This window comes from Stenotrophomonas sp. 59 (assembly GCF_030291095.1).
In the GTDB taxonomy this organism is placed as follows: domain Bacteria; phylum Pseudomonadota; class Gammaproteobacteria; order Xanthomonadales; family Xanthomonadaceae; genus Stenotrophomonas; species Stenotrophomonas maltophilia_Q.
Window position 1 is genome coordinate 864,819 of record NZ_CP127408.1, and the last position, 16,996, is coordinate 881,814.

General features: G+C 66.2%; 11 protein-coding genes and 4 tRNA genes. 10 read left to right on the top strand and 5 right to left on the bottom strand.

Annotated elements, in window-relative coordinates:
* Positions 1-176: 176 nt before the first annotated feature.
* From QP552_RS03835 to QP552_RS03855, 5 genes are all read right to left on the bottom strand, one after another.
* Positions 177-818 carry a response regulator transcription factor gene (locus QP552_RS03835; protein WP_111204503.1) on the bottom strand — a complete coding sequence of 214 codons (642 nt, stop codon included), beginning with the start codon at positions 816-818 and terminating at the stop codon, positions 177-179.
* Entirely contained in the window at positions 815-4,042 is a 3,228-nt protein-coding gene (locus tag QP552_RS03840; RefSeq protein ID WP_286075048.1) for a hybrid sensor histidine kinase/response regulator, read from the bottom strand. Before QP552_RS03840 ends, QP552_RS03835 begins: the two co-directional genes overlap by 4 nt.
* A gap of 125 nt (positions 4,043-4,167) precedes the next feature.
* A complete protein-coding gene (locus tag QP552_RS03845) occupies positions 4,168-5,388 on the bottom strand; it encodes an EAL domain-containing response regulator (protein ID WP_111110789.1) in 1,221 nt (406 codons plus the stop codon).
* Positions 5,385-8,156, bottom strand: a complete 2,772-nt coding sequence (locus tag QP552_RS03850; RefSeq protein ID WP_286075051.1) for a response regulator — start codon at positions 8,154-8,156, stop codon at positions 5,385-5,387. Before QP552_RS03850 ends, QP552_RS03845 begins: the two co-directional genes overlap by 4 nt.
* Positions 8,157-8,321: 165 nt before the next feature.
* The gene (locus tag QP552_RS03855) at positions 8,322-11,060 is read right to left on the bottom strand and encodes a TonB-dependent receptor (protein ID WP_111110785.1); all 2,739 of its coding nucleotides are present in this window, start codon (positions 11,058-11,060) and stop codon (positions 8,322-8,324) included.
* Between the two features lie 170 nt (positions 11,061-11,230).
* On the opposite strand from QP552_RS03855, the gene QP552_RS03860 reads away from it, so the two are divergent.
* The 10 genes from QP552_RS03860 (at position 11,231) to rplK (ending at position 16,996) form a co-directional block, all read left to right on the top strand.
* Positions 11,231-12,250, top strand: coding sequence for a cyanophycinase (locus tag QP552_RS03860; protein WP_111110807.1), 1,020 nt, complete (start codon positions 11,231-11,233; stop codon positions 12,248-12,250).
* A gap of 112 nt (positions 12,251-12,362) precedes the next feature.
* A complete protein-coding gene (locus QP552_RS03865; protein ID WP_286075054.1) occupies positions 12,363-13,379 on the top strand; it encodes an isoaspartyl peptidase/L-asparaginase in 1,017 nt (338 codons plus the stop codon).
* A gap of 137 nt (positions 13,380-13,516) precedes the next feature.
* Positions 13,517-13,602 (top strand) — tRNA-Tyr (locus tag QP552_RS03870).
* Positions 13,603-13,626: 24 nt separating this feature from the next.
* Positions 13,627-13,700 (top strand) — tRNA-Gly (locus QP552_RS03875).
* Positions 13,701-13,749: 49 nt separating this feature from the next.
* A tRNA-Thr gene (locus QP552_RS03880) sits at positions 13,750-13,825 on the top strand.
* Between the two features lie 41 nt (positions 13,826-13,866).
* The gene (gene tuf / locus QP552_RS03885) at positions 13,867-15,057 is read left to right on the top strand and encodes an elongation factor Tu (protein ID WP_004154360.1); all 1,191 of its coding nucleotides are present in this window, start codon (positions 13,867-13,869) and stop codon (positions 15,055-15,057) included.
* A 103-nt stretch (positions 15,058-15,160) separates the two neighbouring features.
* Positions 15,161-15,236: transfer RNA gene (locus QP552_RS03890), tRNA-Trp, on the top strand.
* Positions 15,237-15,285: 49 nt separating this feature from the next.
* Positions 15,286-15,699, top strand: a complete 414-nt coding sequence (gene secE, locus QP552_RS03895) for a preprotein translocase subunit SecE (RefSeq protein WP_005408202.1) — start codon at positions 15,286-15,288, stop codon at positions 15,697-15,699.
* 10 nt (positions 15,700-15,709) lie between these two features.
* Positions 15,710-16,270, top strand: coding sequence for a transcription termination/antitermination protein NusG (nusG, locus tag QP552_RS03900; protein ID WP_004154362.1), 561 nt, complete (start codon positions 15,710-15,712; stop codon positions 16,268-16,270).
* A 297-nt stretch (positions 16,271-16,567) separates the two neighbouring features.
* Positions 16,568-16,996, top strand: coding sequence for a 50S ribosomal protein L11 (rplK, locus tag QP552_RS03905; RefSeq protein WP_004145248.1), 429 nt, complete (start codon positions 16,568-16,570; stop codon positions 16,994-16,996).

Genomic DNA, 16,996 nt, shown 5'->3' on the forward strand with positions numbered 1-16,996 from the left:
AGCAGGGGCGCCATCGGCTTCCGTTCCCCCACATGGCGATGCAGCTACTGCCGGCAGACGCACCATGGCGGGATGCGTCCAGCCTAGGAATCGGCACAGTTCTGTGGAATCAGGCGTTTCCTAAAGCCCGTGCAGGCCCTCCTGCGGGGCCGGCAGGGTTCAGCCTGCAGTGGGGCTCAGGCGAACAGCGAGGCCTGCAGGCAGTACTCGATCAGGGCCTGGTCGCTGTCCACGCCCAGTTTGCGCATGGCGCTGATCTTCTGCGTGCTGACCGTCTTGGCGCTGCGCTGCAATTGCCGCGCGATGTCACCCACGCTCATGCCGCCGGTGAACAGGCGGATCACTTCCAGCTCGCGCGGCGACAGGCGGGCGCGGACCGCATCGGCGTCGGCCGGTTCGCTCGCAGCGACCGGCAGCAGGCCGGGCGGGCGGTAGACGCGGTCGGCCAGCACCACGCGCAGGGCCTGCACCAGGCTGCCCAGGCCATGGCTCTTCAGTACCACCCCACCGGCGCCTGCTGCGTACATTGCTGCCACCAGCGACGGGTTGGAGACCATGGTCAGCACCAGCAGGCGGGTGTCCGGGAAGCTGCGGTGCAGGAACGAGATCAGCTTGATGCCATCACCGAAGTGGTCGCCCCCGGGCATGCTGTAGTCGGTGATCACCGCCTGTGGCCGGGTCTGCGTCATCAGGTCGATCAACGTGGCCGGATCGGCGGCTTCTCCCACAACCTCCAGGTCCAGTTCGCCCGCCAGCACATCGCGGATGCCGGCAAGGACGATCGGATGGTCGTCGGCGATGAGGATCCGTGTGGTCATGGCAGGAGCGGGTCGTCTGGGAGGGAAGGGGAGCCGGTATCAAGCAGGGGTTCGAGCAGTCGTTGCAAGCGCTGCTGGAACGCGAGCAGCGGGGCGTTCACCGCGTCCAGTCCGTCACCATGCGCGATGCGCTGTTCGATCTGCAGGCCGTTGTCCACCAGGCCGGGGGCGCCAACAATGACCAGTGCGCCACGGATGCGATGCAGAACCTGCGCGACGCGCAGGGCATCGGTAGCGGTGATCGCCTGGCGCAGGCTGTCGAGATCGTCCTGCATGGTCTGCACGAACAGCGCCTGCATCTTCGGGGGCACCTGCAACGGAGCATCGTGGCCAGCGGCGACGAGCAGCGCCGATCCGACCGCCGGCTCAACGCTCGCGGAATCCGTGCGGGTGATCCGGGCCAGCAGGCGCTGCAGCGCTTCCAGAGTGATCGGCTTGACCAGCAGGCCCTGCATGCCGGCCTCCTCACAGCGCCGGCGCTCGGCCGGGTCGGCATTGGCGGTGGCACCGTGGATCGGCACGCCAACGCCGCGTGCCCGCAGTTCGCGGGCCAGGCCGTAGCCATCCAGCCCGGGCATGTTCAGGTCGGTCAATACCAGCGCGAATGCCCCCTGCTGCCAGTAGCCCAGAGCTTCATTGCCATCGCTGGCGACCACGGCGCGGCATCCCAGTTGTTCCAGCTGGTCGCGCAGGATCGCCTGGTTGATCGGGTTGTCTTCGGCCACCAGTACCTGCAGGTTGAAGCGACGGGGCGGCGGGAGCCGGCCTTCCGCACTGGTTGCCGATGCCTGGCCACTGGCCGCTGCCAGCGCCATCACGATGGCGTCGAGCCGGTGCAGTCCAATCCGCCAGGTGTCGTCGATCAATTGCGGGCGTGCGCCGCCGTCGCGGCTGGCTGCCACGTGCGGGCTGCCCGTGGCCGGCGGCACCGGGCCATCCAGCACCACATCGAGCAGGACCGAGGGTGCTGGCGCGTTCGTTGCGACGTCTTCCCGGTACACGGTGGCGATCGCGCCACGTTGCTGCAGGCGTTCGCACAGCGATTGCACCAGTTCGCGGGCGGTGCCCCGCACCTGCACCCGCAGGTTGGCCGGCAGCCGTGGCGGCGGCGACTGCTGCGGATCGGCCGGAGCCGGTGGCAGCGGCAGTTCCACGCTGAAGCTGCTGCCCAGGCCGCTTTCGCTCACCACGCGCAGGTGACCGTCCATCAGGGCCGCGAGATGGGCGCAGATGGCCAGGCCCAGGCCGGTCCCGCGCATGGCGTCGGTAGCCGGGTTGGCCTGGAAGAACGGCTCGAACAGATGGGCCTGGTGCTCGCTGGCAATGCCGATGCCAGTGTCAGTCACCTGCCACTGGATCCAGCAGCAATCGTCCTGCAAGCGCGTGGATACCCGTACCACCACGCGCCCGCTGTCGGTGAACTTCAGCGCATTGCTGATCAGGTTGTTGAGCACCTGGCGGATCCGCGCCGCATCGCCACACACCGTCTCTGGCACGTCGGCATCGATGCAGGCATAGAACTGGAGGTTCTTGCCGGCCGCCGCTGCAGCATACGAATCCATTGCATCCTCGGTCAGCCGCACCGGATCGAACGGGCTGGGCTCCAGGCTCAACTGCCTGGCTTCGGCCTTGCTTACGTCAAGGATGTCGCTGATCAGCTGCATCAAGGTCGACGAGGAGCGCTGTATGGTGGCCAGGTAATCCTGTTGCTTCGCATCGAGTGGCGTCAGTCCCAGCAGTTCAAGCGTGCCGAGCACGCCGTAAAGTGGGGTTCGGATCTCATGGCTCATCGTCGCCAGGAACTGGCTCTTGGCGCGGTTGGCCTGGTCGGCGGCCCGGCGCGCCTGCTGCAGGACCTGCTCGGCTTCATGCTGGCTGCTGAGATCGATGAACAGGCACAACACGGCGGGTTCGCCGCGGTAGCGTGCCGGCGTGGCGGTGACCAGCAGGTGGCGGTCCTCCGGCGTGGTGTAGGCCAGGCCGTCGCCGAGCGTGGTGCCCCCGGCCGTCAGTACACTGCGCCGCCAGGGGCCGTGCCATCCGCCAGCGTGGTGGTCTTCGCCCAGCCAGCGACGGGCGAGGGCGTTGTCCAGCAGCACCGTGCCGTCACTGCGCCGCAGCAGGCACAGCCCGATCGGTGCGTTGTCCAGGATGGTGCGGCTGAAGGCTTCGCTTTCGAGCAGGCGCGCGTGATTGGTGCGCAGTGGCTCGATGACCGATCGGCGGTAGGCGCGCAGCACCAGCGTGCCACCCAGCGCCAGCATCAGTGCGACCAGCGTGGCGCCCAGCAACGGCCCCTGCGGATGCTGGAAGATCTGGCGCCAGCCCACGTGGTAGACCGCCAGCCACCCCCGGTCGCTGCGCATGCGGAACTGCAGGCCGTCCAGGCCGGCCTGCCAGGAGGCGCTGGCGCTGCTGGCATCGGCGGCATCGCCAAGCAGGCGACGGCCGCTGGCATCGAACAGCGACAGGCGCTGGAACACGGGAATGCCCAGCACCTGGCGGTAGTCATCAACACGTGCCGGGTCGAGTAGGCACGCCAGGGCGGCCAGCGAGCCATCGCTGGGCTCGCCCCACAGGCGCGCGTCCTGTGGCGCATGCGCAATCGCCAGCAGTCGGGTCTGGCCATCGCGCCAGGGCACGTCGACCCAGATGATTCCACCGCGCTGCAGGGCCGGCTGCGTGGCCAGCACACGGTGGATGTCGCTGATCGCCGGGCGCAGGTGGTGCGGGCTGTTCTGGCTGGCGTCAGCGCCGGTCATCTGCACCGGCGCCAACACGCCGCGCGTGCCCTGGCCATCGACCAGCAGGCACTGCGGTGGTGGGAAATGCGAGGCCGACCAGAACGTACCGTAGAAGCGCAGGAAACGATCCCCCAGTTCGGTTGGCGGTATCGCTTGGTTGTCGGTGTTCTCCACCAGCGCGAAGTTGGCGAACATCGGGCCACGCTGCAGTTCCACGCTGGCATCCGGAACCGGCTGGCCGCGTGCGCCGACATCATGCAGCCGCCACTGGCGCAGGAAGCGCTCCTGTTCGCGCAGCGTGCCGTCGAGGCGGCGGAAGTGGTACTCGATCTTCCTGCGCTCTTCGTTCAACAGCTGCGTGCCGCTGGACAGCAGCAGGCCGGCCTGCAGTGTGGCCAGCACGACCACGCCGATCAGCAGGGCATGGACGCGCAGGGAGCGGCGGGCAAGTCGACGTACGGGAGCGGCCTCGGCCGGCATGGCGGGTCTCGGAGCAATGGGCAGTCAGCGGCAACTCGCGGCGGCGGGGAATTGCCGGGTATCGCCGCCCATACAGGATCGTCAATGGTGCTTGATGAATCCGTGAAGCCCGTGTGGAGCCGGGCTCATCGCAGGGCGGCCGATGCGGCCTCGTCCATTCGCGGCGATTCGTCATCCAGCAGACGGGTGAATTCATCCGATGGCAGCGCCTGCGAAATCAGGAAGCCCTGCACCTGGCTGCAGCCGAGCTGGCGCAACGCCGCCAGGTCGGCATCGCTTTCCACGCCTTCGGCCACGATGGTAAGGCCCAGCTGGTTGGCCAGCGCGATGATGGTCGACAGGGTCAGATGCAGGGCAGGATCGCGGGCACAACCACTGACCAGCGCACGATCGATCTTGACCTCGGTGAAGGGCGTATTGACCAGGTTGTGCACCGAGCTCAGGCCTTGCCCGAAATCGTCCTGGGCGAGGCCGAAACCCTTCATGCGCAGGCGACAGGCGCCTGCATAGAAGTCGCTGACGTGCCGCGTGGTGCTGTTTTCCATCAGTTCGAAACACAGTTCACCCGGCGTGCCGCCCAGCGCCAGCGTCATCGCCAGCAGCTCGTCAGGCAGGTCGGACTGCTCCAGCAGATGCGGCGGCAGGTTGATCGATACCGGCACGCGGAAGCCCTGCTTGCGCCAGCGCGCCTGTGCCTTGATGCTGGCCTTGAGCATCATCCGCAACAGTTCGCCTTCCAGCCCATGGCGGCACATCGCGGGCAGGAAGCTGCCCGCGGCCAGTGTTCCCAGCTGCGGATGGCGCCAGCGCACCAGTGCTTCAGCAGCGACCACGCGCCCGGTCTGCAGCGATTTCTTGGGCTGGAACCAGGCCGTGAGGCCGCCGTCGGCCATTGCCTGGCGCAACTGCTGGGCATCGGGTTCCGGCAGCGTCGCCGCGCGTGCCGGTGCTGCATCCACCGACGGTCGCGCCTGCGCCAGCGCGTCGAACAGCGCCTCGATGTCGGTCGCGGCCACCGGCTTGGGCAGCAGGCCGATCACCTCCAGTCCGAGCGATTCGGCCATCAGGCGCGCTGACGTCATCATCCTTCGCGATGCCGCGCTGACCACGGCCAGGCGTGGTGGCCGCGGTTGGGCGGCCAGCGCCTGTATGAACTGGATGCCGTCCTGTCCCGGCATCAGCAGGTCGCTCACTACCAGATCGTAGGATTGGCAGGCGCACAGGGCGATCGCTGCTTCCACGTCCTCGCAGGCGTCGACCTGCACACCGCGGCGGCTGCCGAACAGGTTGGCGAGATAGCCGCGCTGGAACGGCTGGTCTTCCAGGATCAGGATGCGCTGGGTCATGCGGGGTTTCCTTGGCGCAGGGCGGTGATCGCCTTGCGCAGGCGGGCGATGTCGATGGGCTTGCTCAGATAGCCCCGCATGCCGCTGGCAAGGCAGCGCTCGCGTTCCTCGGCGGTGGCGTTGGCGGTGGCACCGATCACCGGCAGTGGATTGCCGTCATCGCGTAGTTGCCGTGCAAACGCGTGGCCATCCATGCGCGGCATGTTGATGTCGGTCACCACCAGGTCGAAGCTGTGTTCACGGCACAGCTGCAGCGCTTCCATGCCGTCCTGGGCCAGTTCCACGTCGCAGCCCAGGGTGCGCAGCTGTTCTGCCAGGATCACCCGGTTGATCGGATTGTCCTCGACGGCCAGCACGCGCATGCCCAGCGGCATCAGCGGCACTGCGCCCGCGGCTTCCGGCAGCGCCGCGCCGCGTTGCTGGAGGTTGGCCACTGCGTTGCCGATCGCGGTCATGCCATGCAGGCTGACCACCAGGCTGCCATCGGGCGCCACGATGGGCTGGTCGCCGCCGTCGATCGAGGCCACGACCCGCGGGCCCTTCCAGGGCAGCGGCGTCGACGCTTCACCGTCCATCAGGATCGCGCCGTCATGGTCGAGCAGGGCAGGCTCACCGTGCAGCGGCTGTGCGTTGGCACCCCAACGTTGCAGCCAGCCGCACGCACTGTCGACCAGTTCGCGGTCACGGCCACGTACCAGGATCGGCGGCTCCTGCTTCAGGGTCGGCCCATCTTCGGCAGCGGCCAGCACCGGCAGCGGCAGGCGCACACTGAAACTGCTGCCCAGCCCGGGTTCGCTGACCACCTGCAGCTCGCCACTCATCAGGCGGACCAGGCGGTCGCTGATGGACAGGCCGAGCCCGGTGCCCTGCGCGCTGGCTGCGCCGCGTACCTGGCGGAAGGGCTCGAACAGGCGCGCCTGCTCTTCGGCAGCAATGCCCACGCCGGTGTCGGTCACTTGCCAGGCCAGCACGCTGGACTCGGCCTCGCGCTCCACCTGGCGAACGCGGAGTACCACGCGGCCGTGTTCGGTGAACTTGATCGCGTTGCTGAGCAGGTTGCCCAGCACCTGGCGGATCCGGTCGGCGTCGCCAAGGACACGCGTCGGCAGGCGCGGGTCGGTGCAGACCAGGATCTGCAGCCCCTTGCGGGTGGCGGACGCGGCGAAGCTGCGCAGCACGCTTTCGGTCAGTTCGCGCGGCGAGAATGAACTCGGCTCCAGGCTGAGCTGCCCGGACTCGATCTTGGAAACATCCAGCACGTCGCTGATCAGCTGCAACAGCACCGATGACGAGCTCTCGATGGTGCGCAGGTACTGCGACTGCCGCGCATCCAGCGCGGTGTGTCCAAGCAGTTCAAGCGTCCCCAGTACGCCGTACAGCGGTGTGCGGATTTCATGGCTCATGGTGGCCAGGAACGCGCTCTTGGCCTGGTTGGCGGCATCGGCGGCCTGTCGTGCCGATGACAGCGCCGCCTGTGCCTGGCGATGCCGCGAGATGTCGTGGAAGACGCACAGCAGCACATCATCGCCCTGATAGCGGCAGGCGGCGTGCAACACCTGCAGTTGCCGGCCTTCGCGGGTTGTGAACTCCAGCCCACGGCCGCGTTCGCCGGCATGCCCGCGCCATGGCGCCTGCCAGTCGCTGTCCTCGCCATCCTGCCCCAGCCAGTCGCGCAGCAGCTGGTTGCAGAGCAGTAGATGGCGGTCACTGCGTCGCAGCACGCAGATCCCGACCGGGGCCATGTCGATTACCGTCGAGCTGAAGTCCAGATTCTCAAGCAGCCGGCGGTGCTGCTGGAGTGCCGGCTGGATCAATTGACCGTCGACGCGATGCCGCAGCAGGCGCAGCGTAAAGCCGGCCAGCAGCAGCGCCGTGCTGCAGGCCAGCAGTGGCACCGCCAGGTCGCTCAGCAGCAACGACGGCGGCAGGTGGTAGACCAGCCGCCAGCCATCGTTGCCAACGCTCTTCACCAGGGCCACGCCGCGCGGTATGCCGCTGCTCCACAGCGTGCCGAAGCTGTCGTCCTGGCGTTGCCGCAACGTTTCCCAGCCCGCCCTGTCCAGGCGGGGCGTCTGGCTGGACAAGGCCGGTTGCGCCTGGTCATCGAGCAGTGCGTAGCCACCAATACCCTGGCCATCAATCATGCTCGCCGCCGCCGCACCATCCAGCAGCAGCAACAGCCACTGCGCCGGGTGCGGCCCGGCCTGCACCGGTTGCGCCAGTACCACGCCGGTGTCGCCCGGGCGCAGCCAGTACACGGGGTCGGCGCCGTCGAGGCTGCCGTTGCGCGCCTGCAGTGCGTGCAGCGGCGGCAGTTGTGCCAGCGCCACGTCCACCTCGGTGCCAGCCAGCCTGTGGGGGCCACCTGCATCCACCAGTACCAGTTGTGTCTGCAGCGCCTGCAGCGTGTGCTCGGCACGTGCCGACAGCAGCAGTTGCTGGCCGCCTGCGCCATCGGGGATGTCCAGCGCAATCCGGCGCATGCCCTCGGCGTCGGTTGCCGAGGTGACCGGTGGGCCCTTCACCACCGAGTCGCCCAGGTAGCGCAGCAGGGCTTCACGCTGGTCGAAGTAGATCTGTGCCTTGTAGGCGGCTGCGTTCATTTCCCGGCGATGGGTCGAGATGTCCTCGTTGAACGTGCTCAGCAGGTAGAAGCCCGCCGCGGCTGCCAGGCAGATGAACACGCACACGGTCAGGCAGCGCAACAGCACCGATGCGGTGCTGGGCGGCGCGGACTGCGGCAGCAATGGGCGGGGAATGCGGAACATGAACCGATGCTAGGGAGCCACGCCGAAGTGGCGGAATCAGTTGTTTCCTAAAAGCCGCTGCCGGGCTGCCCGCAGCGGCGCCGTGCGGGGCTTCCGTTCAGCAATGCATGAAAAAGCCCCCGCCGGAGCGGGGGCTTTGGTGGAGCGTGCTGCGGGCCGTCCTGCTTACAGTGCGCTGCCGCCGAACTTGTGGGTGTACTGCAGGTTGATGGTGCGGCCGACGCTGTCGAACCAGGACACGTCGTAGTACGGGTACGCGGTGTAGGTGGCGTCCTTCGGCGGCATCTTGTTGAATACGTTGACCACCGACAGCGACAGGCGCGAATGGTCGTCGAAGCGGTACTGCACCGACGCGTTGTAGCGGTAGGTCGCCTTCACGTATGGGCTGTCACCGCTTTCCCAGTCGAACGACTGGTCGTAGTTGTCCGAGGTCGGCAGCTTGCCCAGGCGCGAACCGTAGACCGTGGCCGACCACGCGTCCTTCTCCCAGGTCACGCTCAGGCTGGTCTTGGTGCGCGGGATGTCGAATCCGCTGTTGACCGCGAACTGGTCCAGGGTCGGATCGCCGGGGTAGCGCTGGAAATCGTGCTTCTTCACCCAGGTGTGGGTGCCATTGAGGATGAAGTCGCCGATGCCGGTCTGCAGGCGGTAGCGCAGGCCGACGTCGATGCCGGAGGTGGACTCGCGGGCGACATTGATCGGGGCCACGCGCACGCCATACAGGCGGCCATCGCTGGTGCGGGTGATGCGGTCGAGCGCATCCACGCAGGTCGGCGAGCTGATGTCGGCAGTGCCGAGCCGGCAGTTCGCTTCGTTGGCCAGGATGGTGCGCACATCCATGTCCTGCACCTGCTTGCGCATGTCGATGTCGAACCAGTCCACCGACAGGTCCAGGCCGATCGCCGGCGACCAGACGAAGCCAGCGCTCCACGAGGTGCTGGTTTCCGGGTCGAGCTGGCGGTTGCCGGTGCGGCTGCGGATCAGGTTGCGTTCGTAGTCGGAGCAGTCGCTGGCGCCGTCGGCACGGCAGCTGTACAGGTCCTCGGCGGTGGTCTCGTCGTTGCCGGGGCCGGCGAACACGTAGTGCAGGTCCGGTGCGCGGAACGCCGTGCCATACGAGCCACGTACCAGCAGGGTGTCGATCGGGCGCCATTCCAGGCCGCCGCTCCAGGTCGCCTTGCCGATGGTGTGGCCCGAATAGCGGTACTGGTCGTAACGGCCGGCCACGCTCAGGTTGACTGTCTCGTGCAGCGGCATGCGCAGCTCGGCGGCGGTCGCCCAGCGGTTGCGCGAGCCCTGGCCGTCCGAATCCTTCCAGCTGTAGTAGTAGTACTGGGTGGCCAGCGGATCGGGATTCAGCGCGTAGGCCTGCTGGCCCACTTCCACGGTCGCGGCGAAACCGGCATCACCGCCCGGCAGGCCGAACAGCGCCGAGTTGGTCAGGGTGAACGCTGCCGTTTCGGTGCGCGACTTCGGCGAATAGGTGGTGCGTGCGGCAATCGAATCGTACTCGGCGCGGGTCAGCGGCCGGTACAGCCGCGACGGGTCCGCGTTGTAGATCGGGAAGCCATCATCATCCACACCCAGCTGCGGACCCAGGAACAGGTCATTGGCCTTGGAGGCGATGATCTGCGCCCAGCTGATCCGCGACTGGTACTGCGAGTGGCTCAGCGCCGCTTCGTAGTCCCAGTTGCCGATCAGGTTGCCCTTGAAGCCGGTGGTCACGCTGAAGGTCTTCTGCGTGCTGCGTACCATCGCATTGCGCAGGCCGCCCATCTCCTCGGGCGAGAACTGGCGCTGCCAGAACTCGATCTCGCCGGTGGCCTGGTTGTTGAAATAGCCCGACTCATCGCCACTGGCATCCATCCGGCCCCACTTGGTGACATCGCGCATCAGCGACATCGTGTGGTAGCCCAGCTGCACGTCGGCAAACCACTGCTGGCCATTGTCGAAGTCGTAGCTCAGCGATGCGTAGCCGTTGGCTCCACGGCGCTTGCTGAGGATGGTGCCGTAGCCGATCGACGCGTCGCTGCCGCAGTAGTAACCGTACTTCGGACGGTAGGCGCGGTAGGTACTGCCCTGGTTCTGCCCGGCCAGTGCTTCGCAGGTGGCGGCACCCGGGTCCAGGTAGTTGTCGTCGTAGTCGGTGCGCAGGTAGGCGCGGCGCGCGATGCGCGAGCCCTCGGTGGGGCCGTCCTGGGTCGAATCCTGGATGTCGCGCTCATAGGCCCACAGCGGGGTCTGCGACTGCAGCTCGACGCTGTACACGGCGTTGAAGTTGCCGCGGCTGAAGCCGCTGGCCAGGCTCATGTCGAACGACTCGCCACCGCCTTCGCTGGTGGTGCCCATGCGCATGTCGATGGTGGTGCCGTCGGCCTTCTTCTTCAGGATGAAGTTGACCACGCCGGCGATCGCGTCCGAGCCGTAGATGGCCGAGGCGCTGCCGGTCAGCACTTCGATGCGCTCGATCATGCCCAGCGGGATGTTGGAGACGTCGGTGAAGTTGCTGCGGCCCTTGAACGGCATCGGGAAGTCGGCGATGCGGCGGCCGTTGACCAGTACCAGTGTGTGGTTCGGGCCCAGGCCGCGCAGGTCCACCTGCTGGGCGCCCGGCGAGAAGTCGGCGCCACTGGAGGACTGCTGGCTCTGCGTCTCACCGCCGTTCTGGGTCATCGCGCGCAGCACGTCCGGCACGGTGGTGAAGCCGCTGGAGCGGATCTGCTCGGCGCTGATCACCGTGATCGGGGCGGGGCCTTCCACCTGGGCGCGCGGAATGCGCGAACCGGTGACCTGCACCGCGTCCAGTTGTTGAACCGAAGAGGAAGCCGGAGCCTGGGCCGCCGCGGAAGCAGCCACGCCCATCAACGCCAGCTGGATCGACCACGCCATCGCCTTTCTACGCATGAGGAATTCTCGGAAATGAAGCCGGCCCGCGGAGGAGGGGCCATGTCCCCCATTCAGATTTCCGGAATGGGCGCGCGCATTTAACGCCTTTTTTATGTCCTTGACTACTGGGTCTCTATCTGGCAAAGAGTGAAAACGCTTGCAAGTCGATTTTGTTCAGGGAGATCAAGATGCGACGCCCCCACAGCCCCCTGCGCGGACGCTTCCTCTGGCTGGCACTGCTGGTTCTGGCGTGGCCCCTCGCGGCCCTTGCCGAGGATCTGCAGGGGCCTGGCTTTGCCTATTACGAAGTGGGTGACCTGGAGGCGCCGAGGCCCGGTCCGCGCGCACCGGCGATGATGCTGATGGGCGGTGGCGAATGGGTGCCCGAGGCCTTCCAATGGTGGCTCCGGCAGGCCGGCAACGGCCGCGTGCTGATCCTGCGTGCTTCCGGTAGCGATGAGCTGCAGGACCGGCTCTATCGCGAGATCGGTGGGACCACCGCGGTGCAGACCCTGGTCTTCGACAGTCGCCGCGGTGCGGACGATCCCGCCGTGCTGCGCGTGGTTGCCGCGGCCGATGCCATCTTCATCGCCGGCGGCGACCAGTCACGCTACATCCGTTTCTGGAAGGGCACCGCGCTCAACCGCGCGCTCAACGCACATGTGCGTGCAGGCAAGCCGATTGCCGGTACCAGCGCCGGACTGGCGATCCTCGGTGGCTATGCCTACGGCGCGATGGATGGTGGCAGCATCACCTCGGCCGGAGCCCTGGCGGACCCGATGGGCAGCGCGGTGACCATGGACAGCGGCTTCCTGCAGATGCCCTACCTGCAGCGCGTAGTCACCGACACCCACTTCGACAAGCGCGACCGGCTCGGTCGCCTGATCGTGTTCGTGGCGCGCGCTGCACAGGACAGTGGCGACCCCGATATCGTCGGCATCGGGGTCGACGAGGACACTGCTCTCTGCGTCGAACCGGATGGCCAGGCCCAGGTCTACAGTGCCGATGGCGAAGGCAAGGTCTGGGTGGTCAGCCCCGGGCGTGATGCGGACCGCATGGTCGAAGGTGAGCCGTTGCGCTTCCATGCAGTGCCGGTGACGGTGGTCGCCAGCGGCAGCCGCATGCGCCTGGACGATTTCCAGGCCGAGGCCGATTACCAGGCCGTGGCCGACGTCAGCGACGGCGAGATTGAAGTCGTCCGTCAATAGCCGCGATAGCGCCGGGCCATGCCCGGCGGCCTTGCCGCGCTGTGCCTTCCGCCGGGCATGGCCCGGCGCTACCCGTGCATTCCAATCACTACACCTGCTGGAGACGTACCCGATGAAACTGCGCCTGGCGCTGTCTGCGCTGCTGTCCCTGCCGTTGCTCGCCCAGGCCGCACCGGCCACCTCGCCGCTGCTGGTCATCCATGGCGGCGCCGGCGTCGAGCGCAAGGACCTGTCACCGGCCGAAGAGAAGGCGGCACGTGACGCGCTGCGGGCGGCGCTGCTGAAGGGGCATGCCGAACTGGCCGCGGGTCGCCCGGCGCTCGCGGCGGTCACCGCGGCGATCACCGTGCTGGAGGACGATCCCACCTTCAATGCCGGCAAGGGGGCGGTGTTCACCCACGACGGCCGCAACGAGCTGGATGCGGCGGTGATGGATGGCGCCACCCAGGCCGCGGGTGCGGTGGCCGGCGTGCAGCGGGTGCGCAACCCGATCCTGCTGGCGCAGACCGTGATGCAGAAATCCAGGCACGTGATGATGGTCGGGCAGGGCGCAGAGGCGTTCGCGGTGGAGCAGGGCATCCCCCTGGTTGATCCGGCGTACTTCCGCACCGACAAGCGCTGGCAGCAGCTGCAGCGCGCGCTGAAGGAAGAGGCCAGCGGCCAGGCGCATGCCGACCTGGAGACCGCAAAGCACTTCGGTACCGTGGGTGCGGTCGCGTTGGACGCGCAGGGGCATCTCGCAGCGGGCACCTCCACCGGTGGCATGACCAACAAGCGCTATGGACGTGTGGGTGATTCGCCGATCATCGGCGCCGGTACCTGGGCTGACGCGCGCTGCGCGGTGTCTGGCACCGGCTGGGGCGAGTACTACATCCGTACTGCTGCCGCGCACGAGATCTGCGCACGCATGCGTTACCAGGGGCAGAGCCCGGAGCAGGCCGGCAAGGGCGTGATCAACGAGACGATCCCGCAGATGGGCGGCGATGGTGGTGCGATCGTGCTCGCCGCAGACGGAAAAATGGCCACGCCGTTCAACACCCAGGGCATGTATCGGGGCTGGATCGGCGCCGACGGTGTCCCCCATGTCGCAATTTTCGCCAGCGAGACCCTGCCGGTCCCCGGGCAATAACCTTGCGTATCAATGGGTTTGCGACAACGTGTGAAAAAGATGGAAAAAAGCGTTGACAGGCCCCCGTCCCATCAGCAGAATAAGCGGCTCACCACCACACACCGCAACGCTTCGGCGGCAACGGGATGGGGTGGTAAGGAGGGATACCCAAGCGGCCAACGGGGGCAGACTGTAAATCTGCTGGCTTACGCCTTCGGTGGTTCGAATCCACCTCCCTCCACCAGTTTCACGTTGTGACATTCCCGGCGCGGGAGTAGTTCAATGGTAGAACCTCAGCCTTCCAAGCTGATGGTGCGGGTTCGATTCCCGTCTCCCGCTCCATTGAATGAACTTTGAATATTATCGAGTTCATGTCATAATGCAAAACTCGGCTCACGTAGCTCAGTCGGTAGAGCACTTCCTTGGTAAGGAAGAGGTCGAAGGTTCGATTCCTTTCGTGAGCACCATCTTAAGCATCACCTCTCAGACGAATTCGAGATAAGCAGCCATGGCCAAGGGTAAGTTCGAGCGCACCAAGCCGCACGTCAACGTCGGCACCATCGGTCACGTCGACCACGGCAAGACCACGCTGACCGCCGCACTGACCAAGATCGGTGCCGAGCGCTTCGGTGGCGAGTTCAAGGACTACTCCTCGATCGACGCCGCTCCGGAAGAAAAGGCTCGTGGCATCACGATCTCGACCGCGCACGTCGAATACGAATCCCCGGTCCGTCACTACGCCCACGTCGATTGCCCGGGCCACGCTGACTACGTCAAGAACATGATCACCGGTGCCGCCCAGATGGACGGCGCGATCCTGGTGTGCTCGGCCGCTGACGGCCCGATGCCGCAGACCCGCGAGCACATCCTGCTGTCGCGTCAGGTCGGCGTGCCGTACATCGTCGTGTTCCTGAACAAGGCCGACATGGTTGACGACGCCGAGCTGCTCGAGCTGGTCGAGATGGAAGTGCGCGAGCTGCTGAGCAAGTACGACTTCCCGGGCGACGACACCCCGATCATCGCCGGTTCGGCCCGTCTGGCGCTGGAAGGCGACCAGAGCGACATCGGCGTGCCGGCCATCCTGAAGCTGGTTGACGCCCTGGACAGCTGGATCCCGGAGCCGGAGCGTGCGATCGACAAGCCGTTCCTGATGCCGGTGGAAGACGTGTTCTCGATCTCGGGCCGCGGCACCGTGGTGACCGGTCGTATCGAGCGCGGCGTGATCAAGGTTGGCGACGAAATCGAAATCGTCGGCATCCGTCCGGTGCAGAAGACCACCGTGACCGGCGTTGAAATGTTCCGCAAGCTGCTGGACCAGGGTCAGGCAGGCGACAACGCTGGCCTGCTGCTGCGCGGCACCAAGCGTGACGACGTCGAACGTGGCCAGGTCCTGGCCAAGCCGGGTTCGATCAAGCCGCACACCAAGTTCGAAGGCGAAGTCTACGTCCTGTCGAAGGACGAGGGCGGCCGTCACACCCCGTTCTTCAACGGCTACCGTCCGCAGTTCTACTTCCGCACCACCGACATCACCGGCGCAGCTGCTCTGCCGGAAGGCGTCGAAATGGTGATGCCGGGTGACAACGTCAAGATGGTCGTCACCCTGATCAACCCGGTGGCAATGGACGAAGGCCTGCGCTTCGCCATCCGCGAAGGCGGCCGTACCGTCGGCGCCGGCGTGGTCTCGAAGATCATCGAGTAAGCCTGCAGTACCGGTGGTTGCATAGCGCCGCCGGTTACGCGAATGGCGGGCCGGGAACCTCGGTCCGCCTTCGCCGTCTAAGGGAAGGCAAGTTTCAAAACGTACGCCAGTAGCTCAATTGGCAGAGCAGCGGTCTCCAAAACCGCAGGTTGGGGGTTCGAGTCCCTCCTGGCGTGCCATCTGCCCACCTTATCCAGCGGCCTGGGCCGCTAAAGCAGACACAGCCTGATGAATAGCAAGATCGAACACTCCAAGGACAACTCCGCCAACGGTGGGGATATCGTCAAGTATGTCGCCGCATCGCTGCTGGTGCTGGCCGGTCTGTTCGTCTGGTTCTGGTTCTCCGCCGACTCCGGTCGCGCAACCCAGCTGGGTGCGTGGGCGGGTCAGCTGCGTGCGTTGGCGGTCGTAGTCGGTCTGGTTGGCGGTATCGGCGTGTTCATGCTGACCGGCAAGGGGCGCGACACCCGCGAATTCCTCTCCGAGTCGCGCTTCGAACTGCGCAAGGTGGTCTGGCCGACGCGCCAGGAAGCCATCCGCATGACCTGGGTCGTGATGGTGGTGGTGACCATTCTCAGTCTGTTGCTGGGTGGGTTCGATTACGTCATTCAGTGGCTGGTTCAGTTGTTCCTGAGCCGCTAAGGAGAATTGCATGAAGCGTTGGTACGTCGTTCACGCCTATTCGGGCTTCGAGAAGTCGGTGGCGCAGGCTCTGCGCGATCGCATCGTCCGTGACGGCATGGAAGAGCGCTTCGGCGATGTCCTGGTCCCGACCGAAGAAGTGGTCGAGATGCGCGCTGGCCAGAAGCGCCGGTCCGAGCGCAAGTTCTTCCCGGGTTACGTGCTGGTCCAGATCGAGACCCATGAAGAAGCCGGTATTCCGCGCATCGACAACGAAAGCTGGCACCTGGTCAAGGAAACCCCGCGCGTGATGGGCTTCATCGGCGGTACTGCCGACCGCCCGCTGCCGATCGCCGATTCCGAGGCCGAGGCCATCCTGAATCGCGTTCAGGAAGGTGTCGAGAAGCCGCGTCCGAAGGTGCTGTTCGAGCCGGGCCAGATGGTCCGTGTCACCGATGGCCCGTTCAACGATTTCAACGGCGTCGTCGAAGAGGTCAACTACGAGAAGAGCCGTCTGCGCGTCTCGGTGCTGATCTTCGGTCGTGCCACCCCGGTCGAACTCGAGTTCGGCCAGGTCGAAAAGGCCGTCTGATCCAGCTGTAGAGTCGAGCCATGCTCGACTCCGGGGTCTGGATGGTGTGGCAGTCGAGCATGGCTCGACTCTGCAAAGGGAGCCGGGCCTTGCCCGGTTTCTTCCGTTTACGTGCCGCTTCAGACATGTGAAGAAAAAACCTGATATAGTGCGCGGCTCCCCGCTGGGAAGCCAGCAGGACGAGGCCGCCGCAAGGTGGCCTTCAGCATGATTTCAAAACGCGATGCCGGGACGCGTGATTCCCGGTCCGATGGGGAGCCTGTTGTCGAAAGGCGCTAGCACCCGGAGAGCATACTCATGGCAAAGAAAGTTGTCGGTTACATCAAGCTGCAGGTGAAGGCCGGTCAGGCCAACCCCTCGCCGCCGGTCGGTCCTGCGCTGGGTCAGCGCGGTCTGAACATCATGGAATTCTGCAAGGCGTTCAACGCTGCCACGCAGAAGCTCGAGCCGGGCCTGCCGGTTCCGGTGATCATCACGGCCTACTCGGACCGTACGTTCACCTTCATCACCAAGAGCACCCCGGCCACCACCCTGCTGAAGAAGGCCGCTGGCATCTCGTCGGGCTCCAAGCGCCCGAACACCGAGAAGGTCGGCAAGGTCACCCGTAAGCAGCTGGAAGAGATCGCCAAGGCGAAGGAACCGGATCTGACTGCCGCCGATCTGGACGCCGCCGTGCGTACCATCGCTGGCTCTGCCCGTTCCATGGGCCTCGTGGTGGAGGGTTAA

Excerpts from the sequence above, each read along its gene's own strand:
- QP552_RS03860 (WP_111110807.1), top strand. The coding sequence starts at position 11,231 with ATGCGACGCCCCCACAGCCCCCTGCGCGGACGCTTCCTCTGGCTGGCA.
- QP552_RS03855 (WP_111110785.1), bottom strand. The coding sequence starts at position 11,060 with ATGCGTAGAAAGGCGATGGCGTGGTCGATCCAGCTGGCGTTGATGGGC.
- QP552_RS03835 (WP_111204503.1), bottom strand. The coding sequence starts at position 818 with ATGACCACACGGATCCTCATCGCCGACGACCATCCGATCGTCCTTGCC.
- nusG (WP_004154362.1), top strand. The coding sequence starts at position 15,710 with ATGAAGCGTTGGTACGTCGTTCACGCCTATTCGGGCTTCGAGAAGTCG.
- secE (WP_005408202.1), top strand. The coding sequence starts at position 15,286 with ATGAATAGCAAGATCGAACACTCCAAGGACAACTCCGCCAACGGTGGG.
- tuf (WP_004154360.1), top strand. The coding sequence starts at position 13,867 with ATGGCCAAGGGTAAGTTCGAGCGCACCAAGCCGCACGTCAACGTCGGC.
- QP552_RS03845 (WP_111110789.1), bottom strand. The coding sequence starts at position 5,388 with ATGACCCAGCGCATCCTGATCCTGGAAGACCAGCCGTTCCAGCGCGGC.
- QP552_RS03865 (WP_286075054.1), top strand. The coding sequence starts at position 12,363 with ATGAAACTGCGCCTGGCGCTGTCTGCGCTGCTGTCCCTGCCGTTGCTC.
- QP552_RS03840 (WP_286075048.1), bottom strand. The coding sequence starts at position 4,042 with ATGCCGGCCGAGGCCGCTCCCGTACGTCGACTTGCCCGCCGCTCCCTG.
- rplK (WP_004145248.1), top strand. The coding sequence starts at position 16,568 with ATGGCAAAGAAAGTTGTCGGTTACATCAAGCTGCAGGTGAAGGCCGGT.
- QP552_RS03850 (WP_286075051.1), bottom strand. The coding sequence starts at position 8,156 with ATGTTCCGCATTCCCCGCCCATTGCTGCCGCAGTCCGCGCCGCCCAGC.